An 18,363-nucleotide genomic window follows, 5' to 3' on the forward strand; every position below is an offset into this window, starting at 1 on the left:
GCTAGAGGATCCAGCCGCCGCCGACCACCATGTCGCCGTCGTAGAGGACGACCGCCTGGCCCGGGGTTACCCCCGCCTGCGGTGTATCGAACTCGACCCGGAGCCTGCCGTCCGGGCACACTTCGGCGCGGCACGGCACCGGCTGCTGCCGGTAGCGGATGCTGCAGGTGCCCCGGAAGGTACCGGCGATGGGTGCGTCGGTCCAGGTGAGTTGGTCGGCGCAGAGGCTACCTGTCAGTAGATCCTCCTTTGGACCCACGATTACCCGCGCCTTATCGGTATCGAGACCGGTGACGTAGAGGGGTTCCTTCCAGGCGATGCCCAGGCCGCGCCGCTGCCCCACGGTGTAGCGGTGGATGCCGTCGTGGCGCCCAAACGCGTTGCCGTCGCGGTCCACGATCTCGCCTGCGCGCGGCGTCACGCCGCTCTCCTCCAGGAAACGGACGTAGTCGTTATCCGGGATGAAGCAGATCTCCTGGCTTTCCTGCTTCTGCGCCACGGGAAGGTTGAAGCGCGCGGCGAGCTGGCGCACCTCGGGCTTTTCCAGGTGCCCCACCGGGAAGATGGTGCGGGCAAGCTGTTGCTGGTTCATGCCGAACAGGAAATAGGTCTGGTCCTTGCGGGGATCGAGCCCTTTGCGCAGCCGGTAGATGCCGGCGGCGTCCGGCTCGATGCGGGCGTAGTGGCCCGTGGCGAGGAGGTCGGCGTCGAAGGAGGCCGTCATCTCCAGGAGCAGGCCGAACTTGATCCTCTCGTTGCAGCGGGCGCAGGGGTTCGGCGTCCTGCCGGCCTTGTACTCCGACACGAAGTCGTCGATCACCAATTCCTTGAAACGCTGGCGCAGGTCGATCACCTGGAACGGGATCCCGAGGCGTTTGGCGACCCGTCCTGCGTCCATCACGTCGGTGAGGGAGCAGCAGGTTTTTCCGCCCGACGGCGTCTTTTCCGGGCGTTCGTAAAGCTGGAGCGAGACCCCGATCACGTCGTGTCCCTGTTCCTTGAGAAGAGCGGCGGTCACCGATGAATCGACGCCGCCGCTCATTGCCACTACTACGCGTTTTTTACCTGACATTCTTTGTTTCCATAGAGTTTACTCCCTCTCCCTATGGGAGAGGATTGGGGTGAGGGCGCTGCCAAAGGCAACCAACTCCCTCCGTGGCGTTGCCCTCACCCGCCCTTCGGGCACCCTCTCCCGGAGGGCGAGGGGGGATGGCAAGTTCATCAGAGACTTGGAACTACCCCTGCGCTCCATCCAATAACGAGACAAAGGGCACAACGTCCCCCCCTTGTGAAAGGGGGGGGCAGGGGGATTTGCGTTTTACTCCTCGCCCTTCTCCAGCGTGAGCACGTAGTACCCCTCCCGCTCGTGGAGCCCGAGCAGCTTGTGTCCTTCATCCTTGAGGCTCCTGGGCACGTTCTTGACCGGCTCCCCGTCATCGAGCAGGAACTCCACCGTGGTGCCCGCCTCGATGTCCTCCAGTTCCAGTTTGGCCATGACGAAGTTGGTTGGGCAGGTAACGCCCCTGAGATCTACAGTTTGCATGCACTTTCCTCGCTTTCTGCTTTAAGCCTGCTGGCCGGGCAGCGGCAGTTGGGTCTGGATTACCTGCGGTGCGATCGTTTCCTGCACCACGTACTCCGGGAACTCGCTGCGCAGGCGCTCCAGCAACGACTGCCATCCTTCGCGTATGATGATGTCCCCCAAGCGCACGCGACCGGCACCCTCTGCCTTTTCCTGATACCATCCGAGCACCGCCGAGATGAAATCCACCACGCGCTCTTCCGGTACGAAGGTGGCGTAGAGAGTACCCACCAGCGGGCGACGTCCCCACTTGCCGCCGATCCTCACCGTGTACCCTTTCTTCTCGGCGCTCCAGGCACCGGTCGGGCAGACCTTGATGCAGTCGCCGCAGTAGATGCACTTGGTGGCGTCGAACACCGGCTTGTTGTCCGCACCCATGGAGAGAGCCCCCTCGGTGCATGACTTTGCGCACAGCCCGCAACTGATGCAGCCGTCCGCGTCCAGTTTGGGCCAGACCGCACCCTGGAAGCCGACGTCGTTGATGGCCGACTTGGGACAGTCGAAGGGGCAGCCGGCGAAACAGACCTTGAACTTGTGGTGACCGGTGGCGGTCCCGAAGAGCTTCTGGTCCACCTCCAGCGCGGACTTCTGCGTGTCTACCAGGCCGTTGGGGTTGTACTCGCAGCCGCCGCAGGCGGTAGGGACGCGCACGCGGGCGCCGCAGGAGGCGACCTTCTGCTGCTCTTCGCCCAGTTCGGCGACCACGGCGTCGAAGTCGGCGAAGTTGATGTTGATCAGTTCGATGGACTGGCGCACCGACAGGTGCACGTACCCTTTGCCGTACTTCTGAGCCACAGCCGCGATCTTGGACAGGCGGTCCACGCTCATCCTGCCGCCGGGCACGCGCAGGCGTACCGTGAACAGGTCCTTGCCGCGTTCCTTGATGAAGCCGCCGGCCTTCAGGTTTCTCAGATCAATTTTCTGCTCTGCCACAATTCTCTCCTAAGGCTGAAAACAATAGATTCAAGGCTGAATAGGATCAAGCCCTTTCGCCAAATCCCATAATTCCCATTACTCACATTATTCCCATGCATCCTGTTTACATGATTTCGATTGCCACCGCTTCGACCACTCCGGCCGTGATCCGGAACGCCCTGGCGACCGGTTCTTCCCGGTTCTCGAGCGAGATGATCAGGTGACAGACGTTGGGTGTCAGTGCGAGCCGGATATCTTCCTGCGAGGGGCGGGCGGGGGACTCCGGGTGGGAGTGGTAGATCACCAGCATATCCTCGCCCGCAGCGCGCATCGCCTTCACCGCGGCGAACTGCTCCTTCGGGTCCATCATGAAGTGCTCGTTGCTCGCGTCGGTGTTGGTCATGGGATAGCGGCTCGCCACGCGCTTAACCGTCCCTCCCATCAGGCCGCACACCTCCAGCGGGAAACCTTCCTGTGCCTGGGCGATCGCCGCGTCCAGTATCTCCCTCGGGATCTCCAGCATCTCAGTGCCCCAGGTCGCAGACGGTGAGAGCGTCCAGCTCGTCCTTCAGTTCGGTGATGGTCGGATGCTCGCCGCAGATCGGGCACTTCGGGTTTTTCCGGATCGGCACCTCGCGGAAGCGCATGCGCAGCGCACTGTAGGTGAGCAGCCGCCCGTGCAGCAGGTCGCCGGCGCCGAGCAGGTACTTGATCGCCTCGGTCGCCTGCAGCGTGCCGATCACGCCGGGAAGAACGCCGATCACGCCGGCCCGCGAGCAGGTCGGGATGACGTCTTTGGGCGGCGGCTCCGGGAAGACGCAGCGGTAGCAGGGGGATTCGCCCGGGGCCACGGTGAAGGTCTGCCCGTCGAACTGCAGGATCCCACCGTGGGAGTAGGGCTTGCCGGCCAGGACGCAGGCGTCGTTGATCAGGAACTTGGCCGCGAAGTTGTCGGTGCCGTCGATGATGAAGTCGTAGTCGGCGATCATCGGAAGTATGTTCTCGGCGTTGACCCAGGTCTCGTAGGTGACCACGTTCAGTTCCGGGTTGATGGCGAGCATCTTCTCCTTGGCCGAGAGCACCTTCGCCTTGCCCACGTCGGGTGTACTGTGAATGATCTGACGCTGCAGGTTGGAGAGGTCAACCTGGTCGGCGTCCGCGATGCCGATGGTGCCTACCCCTGCCGCGGCGAGGTAGAGCGCGATGGGGGAGCCGAGGCCGCCTGCGCCTATCACCAGCACCTTGCCGTTTATCAGCTTCAACTGTCCCTTGCCGCCGACTTCCTTGAGAAGGATGTGCCGCGAGTACCGGTTAATCTGCTCTTCGGTGAGCTTCACTATCTACCTCCGCCCATGAAATAGAGAAATTCGATGCTGTCGCCGTCTTTGACCGTGGTGGCCTCGAAGTCGCCGCGATCCATGATGTCCCCGTTTAGTTCCACGGTGACATACTCGCGCTGCTCGACCTTTAAGGCCTCGAGCAGGTGGTTGAGGGAGACCGGGGTCCCCTCGGCGATGGTGGCGGGCTTGCCGTTCACAGTCAGATTCATTAGATGCGCTCCTCGTTTAGTAGCATAGAAAAATGGTAAAAAATAGTTTTTAAACCCCTGCCAGGGCGGCACGGAAATCCTCGATGATGTCGGCCGGATCCTCGATCCCCACCGAGACCCGGACCAGTTCCTCGCTCACCCCCATGAGCGCCTTCACTTCCGCGGTGTAGTCGGCGCAGATGGTGCTGGCAGGGTGGATCACCAGGGTCTTCGTGTCCCCGATGTTGGCGAGGTTCTTGGCGAGCCTGAGCGCGTTGATCACACGGAAGGCCGATGCCTTGTCGGCAAGGCCGAAGGTGAGCAACCCGCCGAAGCGGCCGCCGAACTGGCGCGAGGCCACCTCGTGGAAGGGGGAGTCGGGCAGTCCCGGATAGTTGACCCAGGCGACCTTCGGGTGTGCCTGGAGAAATTGCGCCAACTCCAGGGCGTTGGAGCAGTGGCGCTCCATCCTGAGTGCCAGTGTTTCCAACCCTTCGCCGGACAAAAACGCATTCAGGGGTGCGGCGCAGGCGCCGAAATCCTTGTGGATCAGCTTCCTGACGCGGGCCGTAAACGCGAAATTGCGGTACTTGCGATGGAACGGTTCGAAGTGGGGAAACTTTTCGCTGCGCCAGTCGAAGCTTCCCGCGTCGATGATCGCTCCACCGATGGAGTTTGCCGTGCCGTTTATATATTTACTGGTGGAGTGAATGACGATGTCCGCGCCTAGGTCCCGCATGCGGGCGAGGTACGGAGTGGAGACGGTGGCATCGACCATGAGCGGGATGCCGTGTTTCCGGGCGATGAGGGAAAAAGCCTCGATGTCGGGCACGTCCATCTTCGGGTTGCCGATGGTTTCTACGAAGATGAGGCGCGTGCTGTCGTTGATCCCCGCTGCCAGGGCCTCAAGGTCGGTGGGATCGAAAAAGCGGGTCTTGATGCCGTAGTTGGCCAGCGTATCGTGGAAGAGAGAGTAGGTGCCGCCGAAGAGAGAAGAAGATGAGAGTATTTCGTCGCCGCTGCGCACCACGGCCATCACCGCAGTGGTGATGGCGGACATCCCGGAGGAGGTGATCACCGCGGCAATGCCCTTCTCTATCACCGCCAGCCGTTTCTCCAGTCCCTCCAGGGTGGGGTTGCCGATCCTGGTGTAGACCTGGCCGATCGCGCGGCCTCTGAAGATGTCCTCGAGTTCCTCTGCGGTTTGGTAGGCAAATGCCGAAGCCTGCACGATGGGGAGCTTGGTGGCGCCGGAAGGGCCGAGGCTGGTCCCGCCATGAATCAACTTGGTGTCGAATCGTAGTTCTTGTGCTGCCTCTGCCACATCCCCTCCAGTGCCGAATCACGGCTCACCCAATACATGCCGATACTTTTGTTGTACCGGTGACTGCGGGGAGGGTAATTTTTAAAAGTCCTTTTGTCAAGAAATAAATAACAATTGTCATAGCGTGCAGGTGTTGTATTTGAATCGGCATTTCCTGCCACGGTTTGTGCTTTTGTCGATGCTGCTATCATGTCATACGAATGCTCGGGCAACCATGCCGCATGCCTCGCAAAGTGCGAATTGTCGGCTGGTTGGACAGCGTTGTTTACTGGATGAGTGCGGAGCCGTTGCCGGTGGCGATGCTGAAAATTGATCGAATCATGCGTGAATACTGTTGCCTGAATCAGCCAGCGGACCACTTCCTCACCATGGCGTTGCAGGAGGGCGTGAGGGGAGGGCGTGAGGGGAGGGCGACAGCGCGAATTTTGACAAAACACATCACGTCGATCAAGTACCAAAATAAAATAGTTGACAATGTTGCAGGTTAAATATAAGAATTACCAAAACGCTGAGAGATTGCCGATAATTTCACAGATGTTAAAGTTGGCGCTGCCAACGAAGGTCACTCACCCGAAAGGAGAACACTCAACATGTCCCGTATCTACCAAGATAACTCCCAATCCATTGGCAACACACCGTTGGTGCGGCTGAACCATGTGACCAAGGGGGCCAAGGCAACTGTCCTGGCCAAGGTCGAAGGTCGCAACCCCGCCTACTCGGTCAAGTGCCGTATCGGCGCCAACATGATCTGGGACGCCGAGGAACGTGGCGTGTTGAAACCCGGGGTCGAGATCGTCGAGCCGACCAGCGGCAACACCGGCATCGCTCTCGCCTACGTCGCCGCCGCACGCGGCTACAAGCTGACCCTCACCATGCCGGAGACCATGAGCATCGAGCGCCGCAGGGTGCTGGCCGCTCTCGGCGCCAACCTGATCCTCACCCCCGGCTCTGCAGGGATGAAGGGCGCTGTCGCTAAGGCCGAAGAGATTGCCGCATCCGATCCGGCCCGTTACTTCCTGCCGCAGCAGTTTAAGAACCCGGCTAACCCGGCCATCCACGAGAAGACCACCGGCCCCGAGATCTGGGCTGACACCGACGGCGCCGTGGACGTCATCGTCTCCGGCGTCGGAACCGGCGGCACCATCTCCGGTATCGCGCGCTACCTCAAGCACACCAAGGGCAAACCCGTCATAGCGGTAGCCGTGGAGCCCAAAGAAAGCCCGGTCATCACCCAGAAATTGGCCGGCCAGGAGCTCAAGCCCGGTCCGCACAAGATCCAGGGCATCGGTGCCGGGTTCATCCCGGAAACCCTCGACCTCTCCGTCGTCGACCGCGTCGAGCAGGTCGACAGCAACGAGGCGCTCGAGTTCGCCAAGCGCCTGACCAAGGAAGAAGGACTCCTCGTCGGTATATCGAGCGGTGCAGCCGTGGCTGCCGCCGTGCGTCTCGCCAACCTCGACGAATTCGCAGGTAAGACCATCGTGGTCATCCTCCCGGACCTCGCCGAGCGCTACCTGTCCACCGCGCTCTTCGAAGAAGCGTAACCGTCACAACCTCAAGTCTGTCCCTAGCCCCGGGTCCCCCGGGGCTTTTTTTTTGCGGCAGGGACTGGCTCCGCCAGGTGCCTGTCCCTCTAGCGGAGCGCTACTTTCCGCCCAGCCAACTTACCGAAAGCTACTCCTCCTCCGCTACCGGCCTGGGATTGTTCGCTGCTTGCACCCTCGCCCTCCGGGAGAGGGGTGGGGTGAGGGCGCTGCAATCTGCGTTTGATCTCGTTCCCAAGATCCACCTTGGGAATGCAAAGCCTCTCCGAAGCTAAACTTCCCTCGGATGCAAAGCTGGAGCTTTGCGCCATATGAGGTTCCCAAGCAGGAGCTTGGGAACCAGGAACGGTCGGCTTCTTTACGTCCCACCCGAAGCGCTGCCCTGGGCCTTACGTCCCCCCCTTTGCGAAGGGGGACAGGGGGGATTTGCTTCTAAAACCAGCCGGTATACGCAACTGTTGACAGTTGCCCCTTCCACCCCTTACACTTGCGACGCTTCATCAGCGTAAGACATTCAGGGACAGAGATGATCGGTGACAGCACACGGCCCCCCGGCGCCAACGGACATATCTTTACGAAATCCTTTTTCGTCCTGTCTATCCTCTCCCTGGTCGGCATCTTCTTCACCGCGGTCCGCTTCACCAAGGGGATCGGAGCCGTCTCCAACCTAAGCGACGGCTACCCCTGGGGGATCTGGGTCGCCTACGACGTCGCCATCGGCACCGCCGTGACCTGCGGCGGCTACACGGTCGCCCTGTTAAGCTACATAATCAACCGCGGCTGCTACCATACCCTGGTCAAATCCGCCATCCTCACCAGCCTCTTCGGCTCCTTCCTGGCGGCCTTGTCCATCGTGGTGGAGATCGGCCGCCCCTGGAACGCCCACGGTCTCCTCTCCGCCACCAGTTGGCAACCCAACTCCGCCTTTTTCGAACTCCTGCTCTGCCTTTTCGGCTACCTGATCGCGCTGAGCCTGGAATACCTCCCCAACCTGCTCGCCTTCATGGGGCAGGGCAGGCCGACGTCGCTGCGCACCATCGTGCTCAATTCTCTCCTGCACAAAGGGCTGGTTGACTGGCAGCCGACAGGGGAGGGGAGGAGGCCGGTCGCGTCGCCCCGGCTGGGGACCATCATCAACCGGATCCTGATCTGCTCCGCCGGCGCCGGCATCATCCTGCCCACCATGCACCAGTCCGCGCTCGGTTCGCTGATGCTGATCGCCTCCACCAAACTGCACCCGCTCTGGCACAGCCCCTTTCTCCCCCTGCTGTTCCTGATCAATTGCATCTACTTCGGCTACGCCATCGTCATTTTCGTGTCGATCCTCTCCTCGTTCGTTCTGCATCGCGGCTTTTACAACGCCCAGCTTGCCGCCGTCGGCCGGGTCATTCCCTGGCTCACCATGGCCTGGCTGGTGATCCGCATCGGCGACGTCATGCGCCGCGACCAGGTCCCCGCCGTCTTTCACGGCGATTTCTACTCCATCTTCTTCCTGGCCGAATGTTTCCTGATGGGAATCGGCGCCATTCCTTTTTTCGGCGTCGGCACCAGGCATTCCCCGCGCCGCTTGTTCCTGGCCGCCGTGGTGATGCTTTTGGGAGGCGGACTGTACCGCTTCAACGTCTACCTGATCGGATTCAACCCCGGCAACGGCTGGCACTATTTCCCTTCTTTCGCCGAGGTCATGATCGCAGTAGGCATCGTTTCGCTGGAAATACTCGCCTACCAGTTGCTGATTAAGTTTCTTCCCCGGCTTCCTGCGCCGCAGGCCCGCTATTGAGCATTGCTTTGCCCACTCTCTTTTGCTAACATGGCGCGCGTATTCGCAAATTAACGGGTTGTGATGGTGGAGGGAGGCTGTTGTTGAAAAAAGCCGGCTGTCTAGTGGCGTTCTGGTCGTGCCTGCTCCTTTGGGTAGTGCCTGTCCGGGCCCAGAACGATCCCCATCATCAGGTTCACATCATTGAAGGGCTGGTGGTGGGGGTAAGTGAAGGCGATCGCCTCACCGTTAATTCCTACGGCACCGAAATACCGGTACGGCTCTACGGTATCGCCGCTCCCCAGACTGCCAAGATCGACAAGTTCACCGGCTGGTACAAGGCGGGCCAACCCTATGCCGAGGACGCCTTCCGCGCCCTGTCCCTGAAGGTGCTGCACCAGGTGGTGCGCATCGAGATCCGTGAAACGCTGGTCTTCAAGACGGAACCCACACAGGTTGCCGTCGCCGTCGTCTACCTGGACGGCCGCAACATCAACCTGGAAATGATCAACGACGGCTGGGCCTGGGCCTACCGCAGGCTGCTCGGACGGGGGGACCACCCGCTGTACTTTGCCACCGAGCGTACTGCGCGCGCCAAGCGCAACGGTCTTTGGACCCAGGACAACCCTCAGCCCCCCTGGGAGTTCAAGCCCCACCTGAAAGTAAAGGCAAAGTAACTGAGCGGGGACTGGCTCCGCCAGGTGCCTGTCCCCTTTGCCGCTTGTGAAGCTGGCTGAGCTGACAGGTGCGTTCCGCTATAGGGACAGGCACCTGAGGGAGCCAGTCCCTCTCTGCGCCTTTGTTTACACATAAATAGAACCTTTCGCCCCTGCAGGCGAGTTGAGTCGCCCGTTCATACCCTCTAGCAGTGCAAACTCCCTTTTCTCAAAGACTTGTCCCATCTTTGCGCCGCCGGCGCCGTTCTCCAACCCCCTCCTGTTACAAAACGGTACGTTTTTTCTGTTCCATAAAGAGACAGTTGTTAGATATAGTGACACTGTCACCGCTTTGAGCAGTGCACTGTTCCAAATCGAAGCGGCATTTTTTCGCACTACGTAAAAAACCGTCTCATTGTTTTGTATTCAATGGATTACCCGTATTCCTCATTAGAGATGCTGCCGCGCCCGGGCACCCTTGGCCCGATTTTGGTATCGATCTTGCCAGTGTATACGGTGTCTACCGGCGCGACCGCGCAGGTGCAGAGCCAGTTTCAGGAGTCACAGCACATGGAAATCAGCAAGTTCGTTGCACCCGAAATCATCTTCGGCCGGGGCTCCTTGAGCCAGATCGGTGAAAGTGTCGTGCGCCTGGGCGTGTCCAAGGTCTTCCTGGTCAGCGACAGCGACGTCATCTCGGCAGGATGGGTCGACACAGCGGTGGATTACCTCCGTGCCGCCGGACTCGACACGGTTATTTTCTCCAGCCTCACCACCAACCCCAAGGACTGCGAGGTCACCGAGGGGGCCGCCAAGTACCTGGCCTCCGGTTGCGACGGCATCGTCTCGGTCGGCGGCGGAAGCCCCACCGACGTGGCCAAGGCCATCGCCACCATCGCCTCCAACGGCGGGCGCCTCAAGGATTACGAGGGGATCAACAAGATCTCGACGCCGCTTCCCCCCATGGTCATCGTACCGTCGACCGCGGGGGCGGGCTCCGAGGTGAGCCAGTTCACCATCATCGTGGACACCGACCGCAAGCTCAAGATGTCCATCATCTCGCGCTCCCTCATCCCGGACATCGCCATCGTCGATCCCGAACTGCTCAAGACCAAGGACGCCAAGCTTGCCGCCGCCACCGGGGTCGATGCGCTCACCCACGGCATCGAGTCCTACGTGTCGCTGGCCGCCACGCCGCTCACCGACATCCATGCTCTCAAGGCGATCTCGCTCATCTCCCGCAACCTGAGAAGGGCCGTCAGCGTGCGAAGCGACATGGAAGCCAACACCAACATGGCCATGGCGAGCCTCACCGCCGGCCTGGCCTTCTCCAACGCCATCCTCGGTGCCGCCCACGCCATGACCCACCAGGTCGACGGCCTGCTCGACCAGCACCACGGCGAAACCAACGCCTCCATCCTGCCGCACGTGATGCGTTTCAACCTGCAGGCCTGCCCGGAGCGTTTCCGCGACATCGCCGTCGCCATGGGGGAGGATGTCACCGGACTGGAGCTTATTGCCGCCGCCGAGCGTTCCATCGAGGCGGTGCAGCGCCTGATCGAGGATATCGGGCTCGCCAAGGGGCTCTCCGAACTGGGGCTCAAGGAGGAGTTCATCCCGCTTTTGAGCGAGAACGCCACCAAGGACGCCTGCCTGGTCACCAACCCGCGCTACGCAACCCGCGAGCAGATCGAGCAGATCTACCGCAACGCGATGTAGGCCAGGGGCCGCAAAGGAAGTGCCGTGAAAAACAGGGGTAAACTCCTCGAACAGCTGACCGGCGTCGACTCCTCCAAGCTCAACTATTACGTCGAGCTAAAAAAGAGGAACCAGGACGTGCTGAAACAAAACAGCCGCCTGGAGATTCTGCAGCAGCTGACCCGCGACATCAACATCGACATGTCCATCGGCGACATCATCGAGAGGGCGTTCCGCAAGCTCCCCGAGGCGCTCCCCTGCGACTTCCTGGCGCTGGCCAAGCTCACCGAGGGGAAGCTCAAGCTGATTGCCGTCGCCCCGCGCGACTTCACCGACCTGGGCTACATCCCCAAGCAGTCCATCCTCTGGAACGCCTTCCGGGACAAGGGGGCCACCAGCTACAATCCGATGCTGGACCCGCTCTGCCTGGCCCAGGTGACCAAAAAACATGTCGAACCGCTGCGCTCTCTCGCCGCGGCACCGCTCTTTGAGCGATCCTCGGTGACCGGACTGCTGCTCCTGGGAAGCACCATCGACGCGGCCTACGCCCGTGCCGAGTTGAACTTCGCGCAGCACCTGGCCGACCAGCTTGCCATCAGCATGCAGAACGCGCGGCTGTACAAGCAGGTCTCCCGCGCCAAGAAGGAGTGGGAAGCGACCTTCCGCGCCGTGACCGATCCCATCTTCCTGATCGACACCGACTACAACGTGCTGCTGCATAACGGCCAGCTCCCCCCGGGCATGAGCGACGCCTTCAACCAGGCCATCAGCAACAAGTGCTTCGCCAAACTGCGGGGAGGCACCGAGCCCTGCCAGAACTGCCCCATTCAGGAGATCAAGGAAACCGGCAAGCCGGTGTTCCAGCAGTGGAATACCCCGGAAGGGGAGTTTCTGGAGCTTTCCTACTACCCGGTGTTCAACGAGGATAAGCAACTCGCCGCGGTCACCATCATCATGAAGGACGTGACCAAGAAGCTGAAGATGGAGGCGCAACTGGTGCAGTCGGCCAAGATGGTGGCGCTGGGCGTCATGGCGGCCGGCGTGGCCCACGAGCTGAACAGCCCCATGACCGTGATCATCGGCACCGCCCAGATGCTCGCCCGCGACCTGCAGGGGGAGGAGGATTCCGAGCACGTCGAGGCGCTCTCCGACATCATCAACTGCGGACTGCGCTGCAAGCGCATCATCCAGAACCTGCTTACCTTCTCGCGCCAGGACCAGGCCCCCTTCTCGCCGGTGGACCTGAACGCCGAGGCGGAGCGGGTGCTGGACATGATCCAGTACCAGATCAACCGCAGCCAGATTGCCATCTTCGAGCATTTCGACCGCGACCTCCCAAGGATCAACGCCAACGGTCCGCAGATCCAGCAGGTGCTGACCAATTTCCTCATCAACGCCCGGGACGCGCTCACCGAGGTGGACGGCAAGGAGAAGGTGATCGAGGTCGCCACCTCGCTGCGCGTCGAAGGCAACCAGCGCTGGGCCGTCCTGAGCGTGAGCGACAACGGCATCGGCATAGCGCCCGAAAACGTCTCCAAGATCTTCACACCGTTTTACACCAGCAAGGAGGCCAGCAAGGGGACCGGTCTCGGTCTCTCGGTCAGCCTCGGCATCGCCGAATCGCACCACGGCAACATCGAGGTGGAGAGCACCTTGGGGCAGGGGAGCCGTTTCAGTCTCGTACTGCCGGTAGACGAACGCAACGACTAATAGTTGGGAGCAGGCCGTGACAGAGTCTCAAATGCAAATACTGATAATCGATGACGAGAGGGACGTGTGCACCTTCTTCCGCCGCCTTTTGACCCGCAAGGGGTACCAGGTGGTCACCGCGGCCAACGAGCCCGAGGCGCTGGCGGCACTGGAGGCCGGGCGTTTCAGCGTCGCCCTGGTGGACCTGAAGCTTCCCGACACGGACGGCATCACGCTCCTTGAAATCATCAAGTCGAGGCAGCCCTCCTGCGAGGTGATCATCATGACCGGGTACTCGACGGTCAAGACCGCGGTCACCGCCATGCAACTGGGCGCCTACGAGTACCTGGAAAAGCCCTTCGACGACATCGACCAGATCGAGCTGATGATCGAGCGGGCAGCCGGCGCGGGCGCCGTGCACGGCCGTGGACTTGCCGCCGCCGACGAGTGGGCCGAGGTGGCCCAGGGGGTCGGTTTCCGGGTCGGCGTGTCGCCGCCCATGAAGCGCATGGTGTCCCTGGCCTACAAGGTCGCCAGCAAGGATATTTCCGTATTGATTCAGGGTAAGACCGGCACCGGCAAGGAGGTGCTGGCGCGCTTCATTCATGCCGCCTCCGCGCGCGCCGGCCAACCCTTCATCCCGGTCAACTGCGGCGCGCTTCCCGAGAACCTCCTGGAAAGCGAGCTCTTCGGACATGAGAAGGGTGCCTTCACCGGCGCCAACCAGACCCGGCGCGGCATCTTCGAATTGGCCAACAACGGGACGCTGCTTCTGGACGAGATCGGCGACGCCACCCCGCAGATCCAGGTGAAACTGTTGCGGGTACTGGAGACCGGCGAGTTCATGAGGGTAGGGGGGGAGCGCCCCATCAAGACCGACGTCCGTGTCATCGCCGCCACCAACGTCGATCTGGAGCAGGCCATCAGGGAGAAGACCTTCCGTGAGGACCTCTTTTACCGGCTCAACGTGGTGCGCCTGGAGATCCCGTCCCTGGCCGAGCGCCACGAGGACATACCGCTTCTGGCCGAGCACTTCGTACAGCAGTTGAACCGGGACCTCCGGCTCTCCCCGGGCACCGTGCGCCTGCTGCAGGGTTACACCTGGCCCGGCAACATCCGCGAGCTCGCCAACGTGATGCGGCGCGCGGTGGTGATCTGTAACGGTGACACCATTCTCCCCGAGCACCTCGGCGGGACCTTCCTGGCCGGGCCGTCGGCGCCGGTGCGTTCGGTTGCCCAGCCGGCGCAGCGCTTCGCCGAGCCCGAATCGGTACACGCCGGAGGCGATCTCATCGAGCAATGTCGCAGTTGCGACTGTCTGGATCGATTGGGGGCGGACGAATTGAACGGGATGCTTGCCTCCCTGCGCCAGGCCCAGTCCAACCTGCTCACCGTCATGCGCAGGAAGAAGATCGTGCCGCCGCTGCACGCCCTCAAGGATTCCGAGGCCGAGACCATCAAGGAAGCGCTGGCCCAGTATGACGGCAACATCACCGAAGCCGCCAAGGCCCTCGGCATCGCGCGCAATACCTTATATAGGAAGATGAAGGAGCTGGAGTTGCCGGGGCGGTAGGCGAGGTTTTTTGCCTGCGGTAGCGGTTCTTTCCCCCTCCCTGTCCCTCCCCCTCCGGGGGAGGGGACTTTACGCCCATCATTTCTGCCCGTAGATTTCTCCTTTCTCTGTTATCTTCCCGTCCAGTCACACGCACACTAGCTCCTCCCCCCGGAGGGGGGAGGCCGGGAGGGGGGAAGGGACTTAACCCCGCCATTGCCAACACCCTGCATTTTTTGGTAATAGATATTGTCACCTGCGGCGTTCGCCGCCGGAAATCCTGTCCAGGGGAGCTTGTCTTGCAGGCAAACCATCTGAAACGCTTCGACTCACTTGCCGGTCCGCTCCTGGTCCGACTGCTGCCGCGCCGGAATAAGCCCGCCGCGGCCATGGCGCCCGGCTCCGCCCTCATCATCCGCCCCGGCGGCATCGGCGACGCCGTTTTGCTCATCCCCATGCTGCGCGCCCTCCAGTCGGCGTACCCTTCCTGCCGCATCGACATCCTCGCCGAGCACAGAAACGCCGCCGCCTTCGAAATGTGCCCTGGGCTCCACGCCGTGCATCGCTATGACGAGCCGGGCGAACTGCGCGCGGTCCTGAAAAAACGCTACGACCTGGTCATCGACACCGAGCAGTGGTACCGGCTTTCCGCCCTTGTCGCCCGCCTGGTGCGCGCCCGCCGCTCCATAGGCTTTGCCACCAACGAGCGCAAGCGCCTCTTCAGCGATGCCGTTCCCTACGACCTCAAAGAATACGAACCCTATTCCTTCCTCCGCCTGTTGGCACCGCTGGGCATTGAGGCGCCGGCTGACCTTGCCGTCCCGTTTCTGGAACTGCCGGCTGCAGCGCGTGAACGCGCCACACAACTGCTGGCTCGACTGGGGGACCGCCCCTTCGTCGCCATCTTCCCGGGTGCCAGTGTGCCGGCTAAAGAGTGGGGCGGTGTGAAATATCGGCAGTTGGCTGCTTCGCTGGTGCTTGCCGGATGCGCCGTGGTCGTACTCGGCGGCAAAGGAGACGAAGACGTTGCCGACGCCATTGCCCGTGCTACCGGAGGCGTCAACCTGGCAGGGGCGACCACTTTGGCTGAGAGCGCCGCGGTTATCGAGGCCGCCATGGCCCTGGTAACCGGCGATTCCGGTTTGCTGCACATCGCCGCCGGGCTGGGAACGGCAACGGTTTCCCTGTTCGGGCCGAGCGACCCCGCCAAGTGGGCTCCCAAAGGGGAGCGCCATCGCGTTTTCGCCTCGACGCTTCCCTGCGCTCCCTGCGCCAAGTGGGGCACCATCCCGCCCTGCGAGCACCAGGGGAGTTGCATCGACGCCGATCCCGCCGAAGTGGCAAAGACGCTACTTCAGCTGCTTACGGAGCTGTACGGCGGCTAGCCGTTTTCTCCAATGAGAAAAATTCATTTGCCTGAAATAAAAGCCTTGACTTTAAAATGGCGAATTGGTACAAAGTCCGAGTTGCACAAAGCGGCAACAAAAACAGGCGCGTAGCTCAGGGGTAGAGCACTAGCTCGACACGCTAGGGGTCGGCGGTTCGAAACCGCCCGCGCCTACCAATCAAAAGAGACCTTCAGTACGAGGTTCGACGGAGGCATCGAGTTTCGATGCCTCTTTCTGTTTTGCCACTAGTTTTTCAAAAGGGGTCTTGCATGAACGAGATTAAGGTCACGCTTCCGGACGGTTCCCAAAGGCCCTTGCCTGCAGGCTCCTCTATCTTCGATCTGGCCGCTTCCATCGGAGCGGGTCTCGCCAAGGCTGCCATCGCCGGCAAAATCGACGGCAACCTGGTCGATCTCAACACCAAGCTCGCCGACGGCGCCAAGGTGGAGATCATCACCGAGAAGAGCCCCGAGGCGCTCGAGATCATCAGGCACTCCACCTCGCACCTCATGGCGCAGGCGGTCAAGGCGCTGTTCCCGCAGGCCAAGGTGACCATCGGTCCCGCCATCGAGACCGGTTTCTACTACGACTTCGACGTCGATCACCCCTTCACCCCGGAAGACCTCGAGAAGATCGAGGCCAAGATGCGCGAGCTCGCCAAGGCCGATCTCAAGATCGAGCGTTCCGAACTCTCCAGCGCCGAGGCGATCGAGCTGTTCAAGAAGATGGGCGAGGACTACAAGGTCGAGCTGATCGAGGACCTGGGCGCCGACCACGTCTCCCTGTACACCCAGGGCGACTTCGCCGACCTCTGCCGCGGTCCGCACCTCCCCAAGACCTCCTACTGCAAGGCGTTCAAGCTTACCTCCATCGCCGGCGCCTACTGGCGCGGCGACGAGAAGCGCGCCATGCTGCAGCGCGTCTACGGCACCGCGTTCGCCGACAAGAAGGAACTGGACGCGTACCTGGAGCGCATCGAGGAAGCCAAGAAGCGCGACCACAGGAAACTCGGCAAGGAGCTCGATCTCTTCTCCTTCAACGACGAGGTCGGCGCCGGCCTGGTGATCTGGCACCCGAAAGGGGCCATGCTGCGCACCATCCTCGAAGACTTCGAGCGCAAAGAGCACTTAAAGCGCGGCTACGACATCGTCCAGGGTCCCCAGATCCTGAAGACCGAGCTCTGGCAGCGTTCCGGCCACTACGAGAACTACCGCGAGAACATGTACTTCACCACCGTGGACGAGCAGGGTTACGGCGTCAAGCCGATGAACTGCCTGGCCCACATGATGATCTACCGCTCGCAGCTTCGTTCCTACCGCGACCTGCCGCTGCGCTACTTCGAGCTCGGCACGGTGCACCGCCACGAGAGGGCAGGGGTTCTGCACGGCCTGCTGCGCGTGCGTGGCTTTACCCAGGACGACGCCCACATCCTGTGCACCCCGGAGCAGCTGGACGCCGAGATCAAGGGCGTCATCCAGTTCGTCACCGAGGTGATGGGGATCTTCGGCTTCGAGTTCGAGATGGAGCTTTCCACCCGTCCCGAGAAGTCTATCGGCTCCGACGATGCCTGGGAACTGGCCACCAGCGCCCTCTTGAATGCACTCAAGGACTCCGGCCGCCCCTACGAAATCAACGAAGGCGACGGCGCCTTCTACGGCCCCAAGATCGACATCAAGCTGCGCGACGCACTTGACAGAAGATGGCAATGTGCTACTATCCAGTGCGATTTTACCCTCCCGGAGCGTTTCGACCTCACCTACGTGGACGCAGACGGTGAGAAAAAGCGCCCCGTCATGGTGCACAGGGTCATCCTGGGCGCCATCGAGCGCTTCATCGGTGTCCTCATCGAGCACTTCGCCGGAAACTTCCCGACTTGGCTGGCACCGGTTCAGGCGACCGTTCTCACGGTTACCGACAACCAGATCCCTTACGCACAGGCTGCGTTCGACAAACTGCGCGCTGCCGGCGTCAGGGTGCAGAAGGATTTCAGAAACGAAAAGCTGGGCTTCAAGATCCGCGAGGCGCAGCTGCAGAAGATACCGTACATGCTCGTGGTTGGTGACAAGGAGGTCGAAGGCGGCCTGCTCGCTCCGCGCTTCCGCGACGGCAAGAATCTCGAGGCGATGACCCCCGAACAGTTCATCGCGTTCATAGAAAACGAAGTCAAAACCTACAAATAGGAGGTGGCGTCATAGCTAAACCTACAGTCAACATCAATCAGACAATCAGGGCCAAAGAGGTGAGGGTAGTAGGTGCCGAAAGTGAGCAGCTTGGTATTCTTCCGCTTCGCGAAGCTCTGGCGTTGGCTGAGAGCCAGCAACTGGATCTGGTAGAGGTTTCGCCGACAGCCGTTCCCCCTGTCTGCCGTATCATGGATTACGGCAAGTTCAAATACCAGCAGGCCAAGAAGCAGGCCGAGGCGAAGAAGAAACAGGTACAGGTCGAGCTCAAAGAGGTTAAGCTTCGTCCCAAGACCGATACGCATGACCTCGAATTCAAGGTGAAGCACGTACGTCGCTTCCTCGAAGAAGGGAACAAGGCGAAGATAACCGTCGTTTTCCGCGGGCGCGAAATCACGCACCAGGAACTCGGCATGGCCGCATTGGAAAAAGTTGCTGCCGAACTGGCCGACATCGGCGTAGTAGAGGTTCGACAGAAGATGGAAGGGCGCAGCATGTTCATGATCGTCGCCCCGAAAGTAAAAAAATAAACACCACCACAAAGGAGT

Annotated in this window: 16 protein-coding genes and 1 tRNA gene; 10 read left to right on the top strand and 7 right to left on the bottom strand. The window is 61.4% G+C overall.

Annotation, left to right across the window (positions count from 1 at the left end; translation table 11 throughout):
• Position 1: 1 nt before the first annotated feature.
• The 7 genes from mnmA to JFN91_RS13365 all read right to left on the bottom strand — a co-directional run bounded on the left by mnmA (position 2) and on the right by JFN91_RS13365 (position 5,349).
• Complete coding sequence (gene mnmA / locus JFN91_RS13335; RefSeq protein WP_199389685.1) at positions 2-1,072, bottom strand: tRNA 2-thiouridine(34) synthase MnmA; 1,071 nt, start codon at positions 1,070-1,072, stop codon at positions 2-4.
• A gap of 246 nt (positions 1,073-1,318) precedes the next feature.
• Positions 1,319-1,543, bottom strand: a complete 225-nt coding sequence (locus tag JFN91_RS13340; protein WP_199389686.1) for a sulfurtransferase TusA family protein — start codon at positions 1,541-1,543, stop codon at positions 1,319-1,321.
• A 21-nt stretch (positions 1,544-1,564) separates the two neighbouring features.
• Positions 1,565-2,515 (bottom strand): 4Fe-4S binding protein, encoded by a 951-nt coding sequence (locus tag JFN91_RS13345; RefSeq protein WP_199389687.1) that lies wholly within the window; start codon positions 2,513-2,515, stop codon positions 1,565-1,567.
• 106 nt (positions 2,516-2,621) lie between these two features.
• Complete coding sequence (locus tag JFN91_RS13350; protein ID WP_199389688.1) at positions 2,622-3,020, bottom strand: Mov34/MPN/PAD-1 family protein; 399 nt, start codon at positions 3,018-3,020, stop codon at positions 2,622-2,624.
• 1 nt (position 3,021) lies between these two features.
• Positions 3,022-3,834, bottom strand: a complete 813-nt coding sequence (locus JFN91_RS13355) for a HesA/MoeB/ThiF family protein (protein WP_199389689.1) — start codon at positions 3,832-3,834, stop codon at positions 3,022-3,024.
• A complete protein-coding gene (gene thiS, locus JFN91_RS13360) occupies positions 3,834-4,046 on the bottom strand; it encodes a sulfur carrier protein ThiS (RefSeq protein ID WP_199389690.1) in 213 nt (70 codons plus the stop codon). Before thiS ends, JFN91_RS13355 begins: the two co-directional genes overlap by 1 nt.
• Positions 4,047-4,095: 49 nt before the next feature.
• Entirely contained in the window at positions 4,096-5,349 is a 1,254-nt protein-coding gene (locus tag JFN91_RS13365; RefSeq protein ID WP_199389691.1) for an O-acetylhomoserine aminocarboxypropyltransferase/cysteine synthase family protein, read from the bottom strand.
• A 590-nt stretch (positions 5,350-5,939) separates the two neighbouring features.
• Here JFN91_RS13365 and cysK point away from each other — a divergent pair.
• From cysK to infC, 10 genes are all read left to right on the top strand, one after another.
• Positions 5,940-6,893, top strand: a complete 954-nt coding sequence (cysK, locus tag JFN91_RS13370) for a cysteine synthase A (RefSeq protein WP_199389692.1) — start codon at positions 5,940-5,942, stop codon at positions 6,891-6,893.
• Between the two features lie 526 nt (positions 6,894-7,419).
• On the top strand, positions 7,420-8,673 hold the full coding sequence (gene hybB / locus JFN91_RS13375) for a Ni/Fe-hydrogenase cytochrome b subunit (RefSeq protein WP_199389693.1): 1,254 nt from the start codon (positions 7,420-7,422) through the stop codon (positions 8,671-8,673).
• Between the two features lie 83 nt (positions 8,674-8,756).
• Positions 8,757-9,329, top strand: a complete 573-nt coding sequence (locus tag JFN91_RS13380; RefSeq protein WP_199389694.1) for a thermonuclease family protein — start codon at positions 8,757-8,759, stop codon at positions 9,327-9,329.
• A 549-nt stretch (positions 9,330-9,878) separates the two neighbouring features.
• Positions 9,879-11,027 (top strand): iron-containing alcohol dehydrogenase, encoded by a 1,149-nt coding sequence (locus JFN91_RS13385; protein ID WP_199389695.1) that lies wholly within the window; start codon positions 9,879-9,881, stop codon positions 11,025-11,027.
• Positions 11,028-11,051: 24 nt separating this feature from the next.
• Complete coding sequence (locus tag JFN91_RS13390) at positions 11,052-12,716, top strand: ATP-binding protein (RefSeq protein WP_199389696.1); 1,665 nt, start codon at positions 11,052-11,054, stop codon at positions 12,714-12,716.
• Positions 12,717-12,747: 31 nt separating this feature from the next.
• The gene (locus tag JFN91_RS13395) at positions 12,748-14,268 is read left to right on the top strand and encodes a sigma-54-dependent transcriptional regulator (RefSeq protein ID WP_215907379.1); all 1,521 of its coding nucleotides are present in this window, start codon (positions 12,748-12,750) and stop codon (positions 14,266-14,268) included.
• Positions 14,269-14,546: 278 nt separating this feature from the next.
• Positions 14,547-15,632, top strand: a complete 1,086-nt coding sequence (gene waaF / locus JFN91_RS13400; protein WP_199389698.1) for a lipopolysaccharide heptosyltransferase II — start codon at positions 14,547-14,549, stop codon at positions 15,630-15,632.
• Between the two features lie 104 nt (positions 15,633-15,736).
• Positions 15,737-15,811, top strand: a tRNA-Val gene (locus JFN91_RS13405).
• A gap of 93 nt (positions 15,812-15,904) precedes the next feature.
• Positions 15,905-17,815: a threonine--tRNA ligase gene (thrS, locus tag JFN91_RS13410; protein WP_199389699.1), complete on the top strand. Its 1,911-nt coding sequence runs from the start codon at positions 15,905-15,907 to the stop codon at positions 17,813-17,815.
• Between the two features lie 11 nt (positions 17,816-17,826).
• Positions 17,827-18,345, top strand: a complete 519-nt coding sequence (infC, locus tag JFN91_RS13415) for a translation initiation factor IF-3 (RefSeq protein WP_199389718.1) — start codon at positions 17,827-17,829, stop codon at positions 18,343-18,345.
• Positions 18,346-18,363 lie beyond the last annotated feature (18 nt).

Origin of the sequence: Geomonas anaerohicana, from assembly GCF_016458305.1 — a bacterium.
In the GTDB taxonomy this organism is placed as follows: domain Bacteria; phylum Desulfobacterota; class Desulfuromonadia; order Geobacterales; family Geobacteraceae; genus Geomonas; species Geomonas anaerohicana.

Coding starts and splice junctions, on each gene's coding strand:
- mnmA (WP_199389685.1), bottom strand. CDS start 1,072: ATGTCAGGTAAAAAACGCGTAGTAGTGGCAATGAGCGGCGGCGTCGAT.
- JFN91_RS13340 (WP_199389686.1), bottom strand. CDS start 1,543: ATGCAAACTGTAGATCTCAGGGGCGTTACCTGCCCAACCAACTTCGTC.
- JFN91_RS13350 (WP_199389688.1), bottom strand. CDS start 3,020: ATGCTGGAGATCCCGAGGGAGATACTGGACGCGGCGATCGCCCAGGCA.
- thiS (WP_199389690.1), bottom strand. CDS start 4,046: ATGAATCTGACTGTGAACGGCAAGCCCGCCACCATCGCCGAGGGGACC.
- cysK (WP_199389692.1), top strand. CDS start 5,940: ATGTCCCGTATCTACCAAGATAACTCCCAATCCATTGGCAACACACCG.
- hybB (WP_199389693.1), top strand. CDS start 7,420: ATGATCGGTGACAGCACACGGCCCCCCGGCGCCAACGGACATATCTTT.
- JFN91_RS13385 (WP_199389695.1), top strand. CDS start 9,879: ATGGAAATCAGCAAGTTCGTTGCACCCGAAATCATCTTCGGCCGGGGC.
- JFN91_RS13395 (WP_215907379.1), top strand. CDS start 12,748: ATGCAAATACTGATAATCGATGACGAGAGGGACGTGTGCACCTTCTTC.
- thrS (WP_199389699.1), top strand. CDS start 15,905: ATGAACGAGATTAAGGTCACGCTTCCGGACGGTTCCCAAAGGCCCTTG.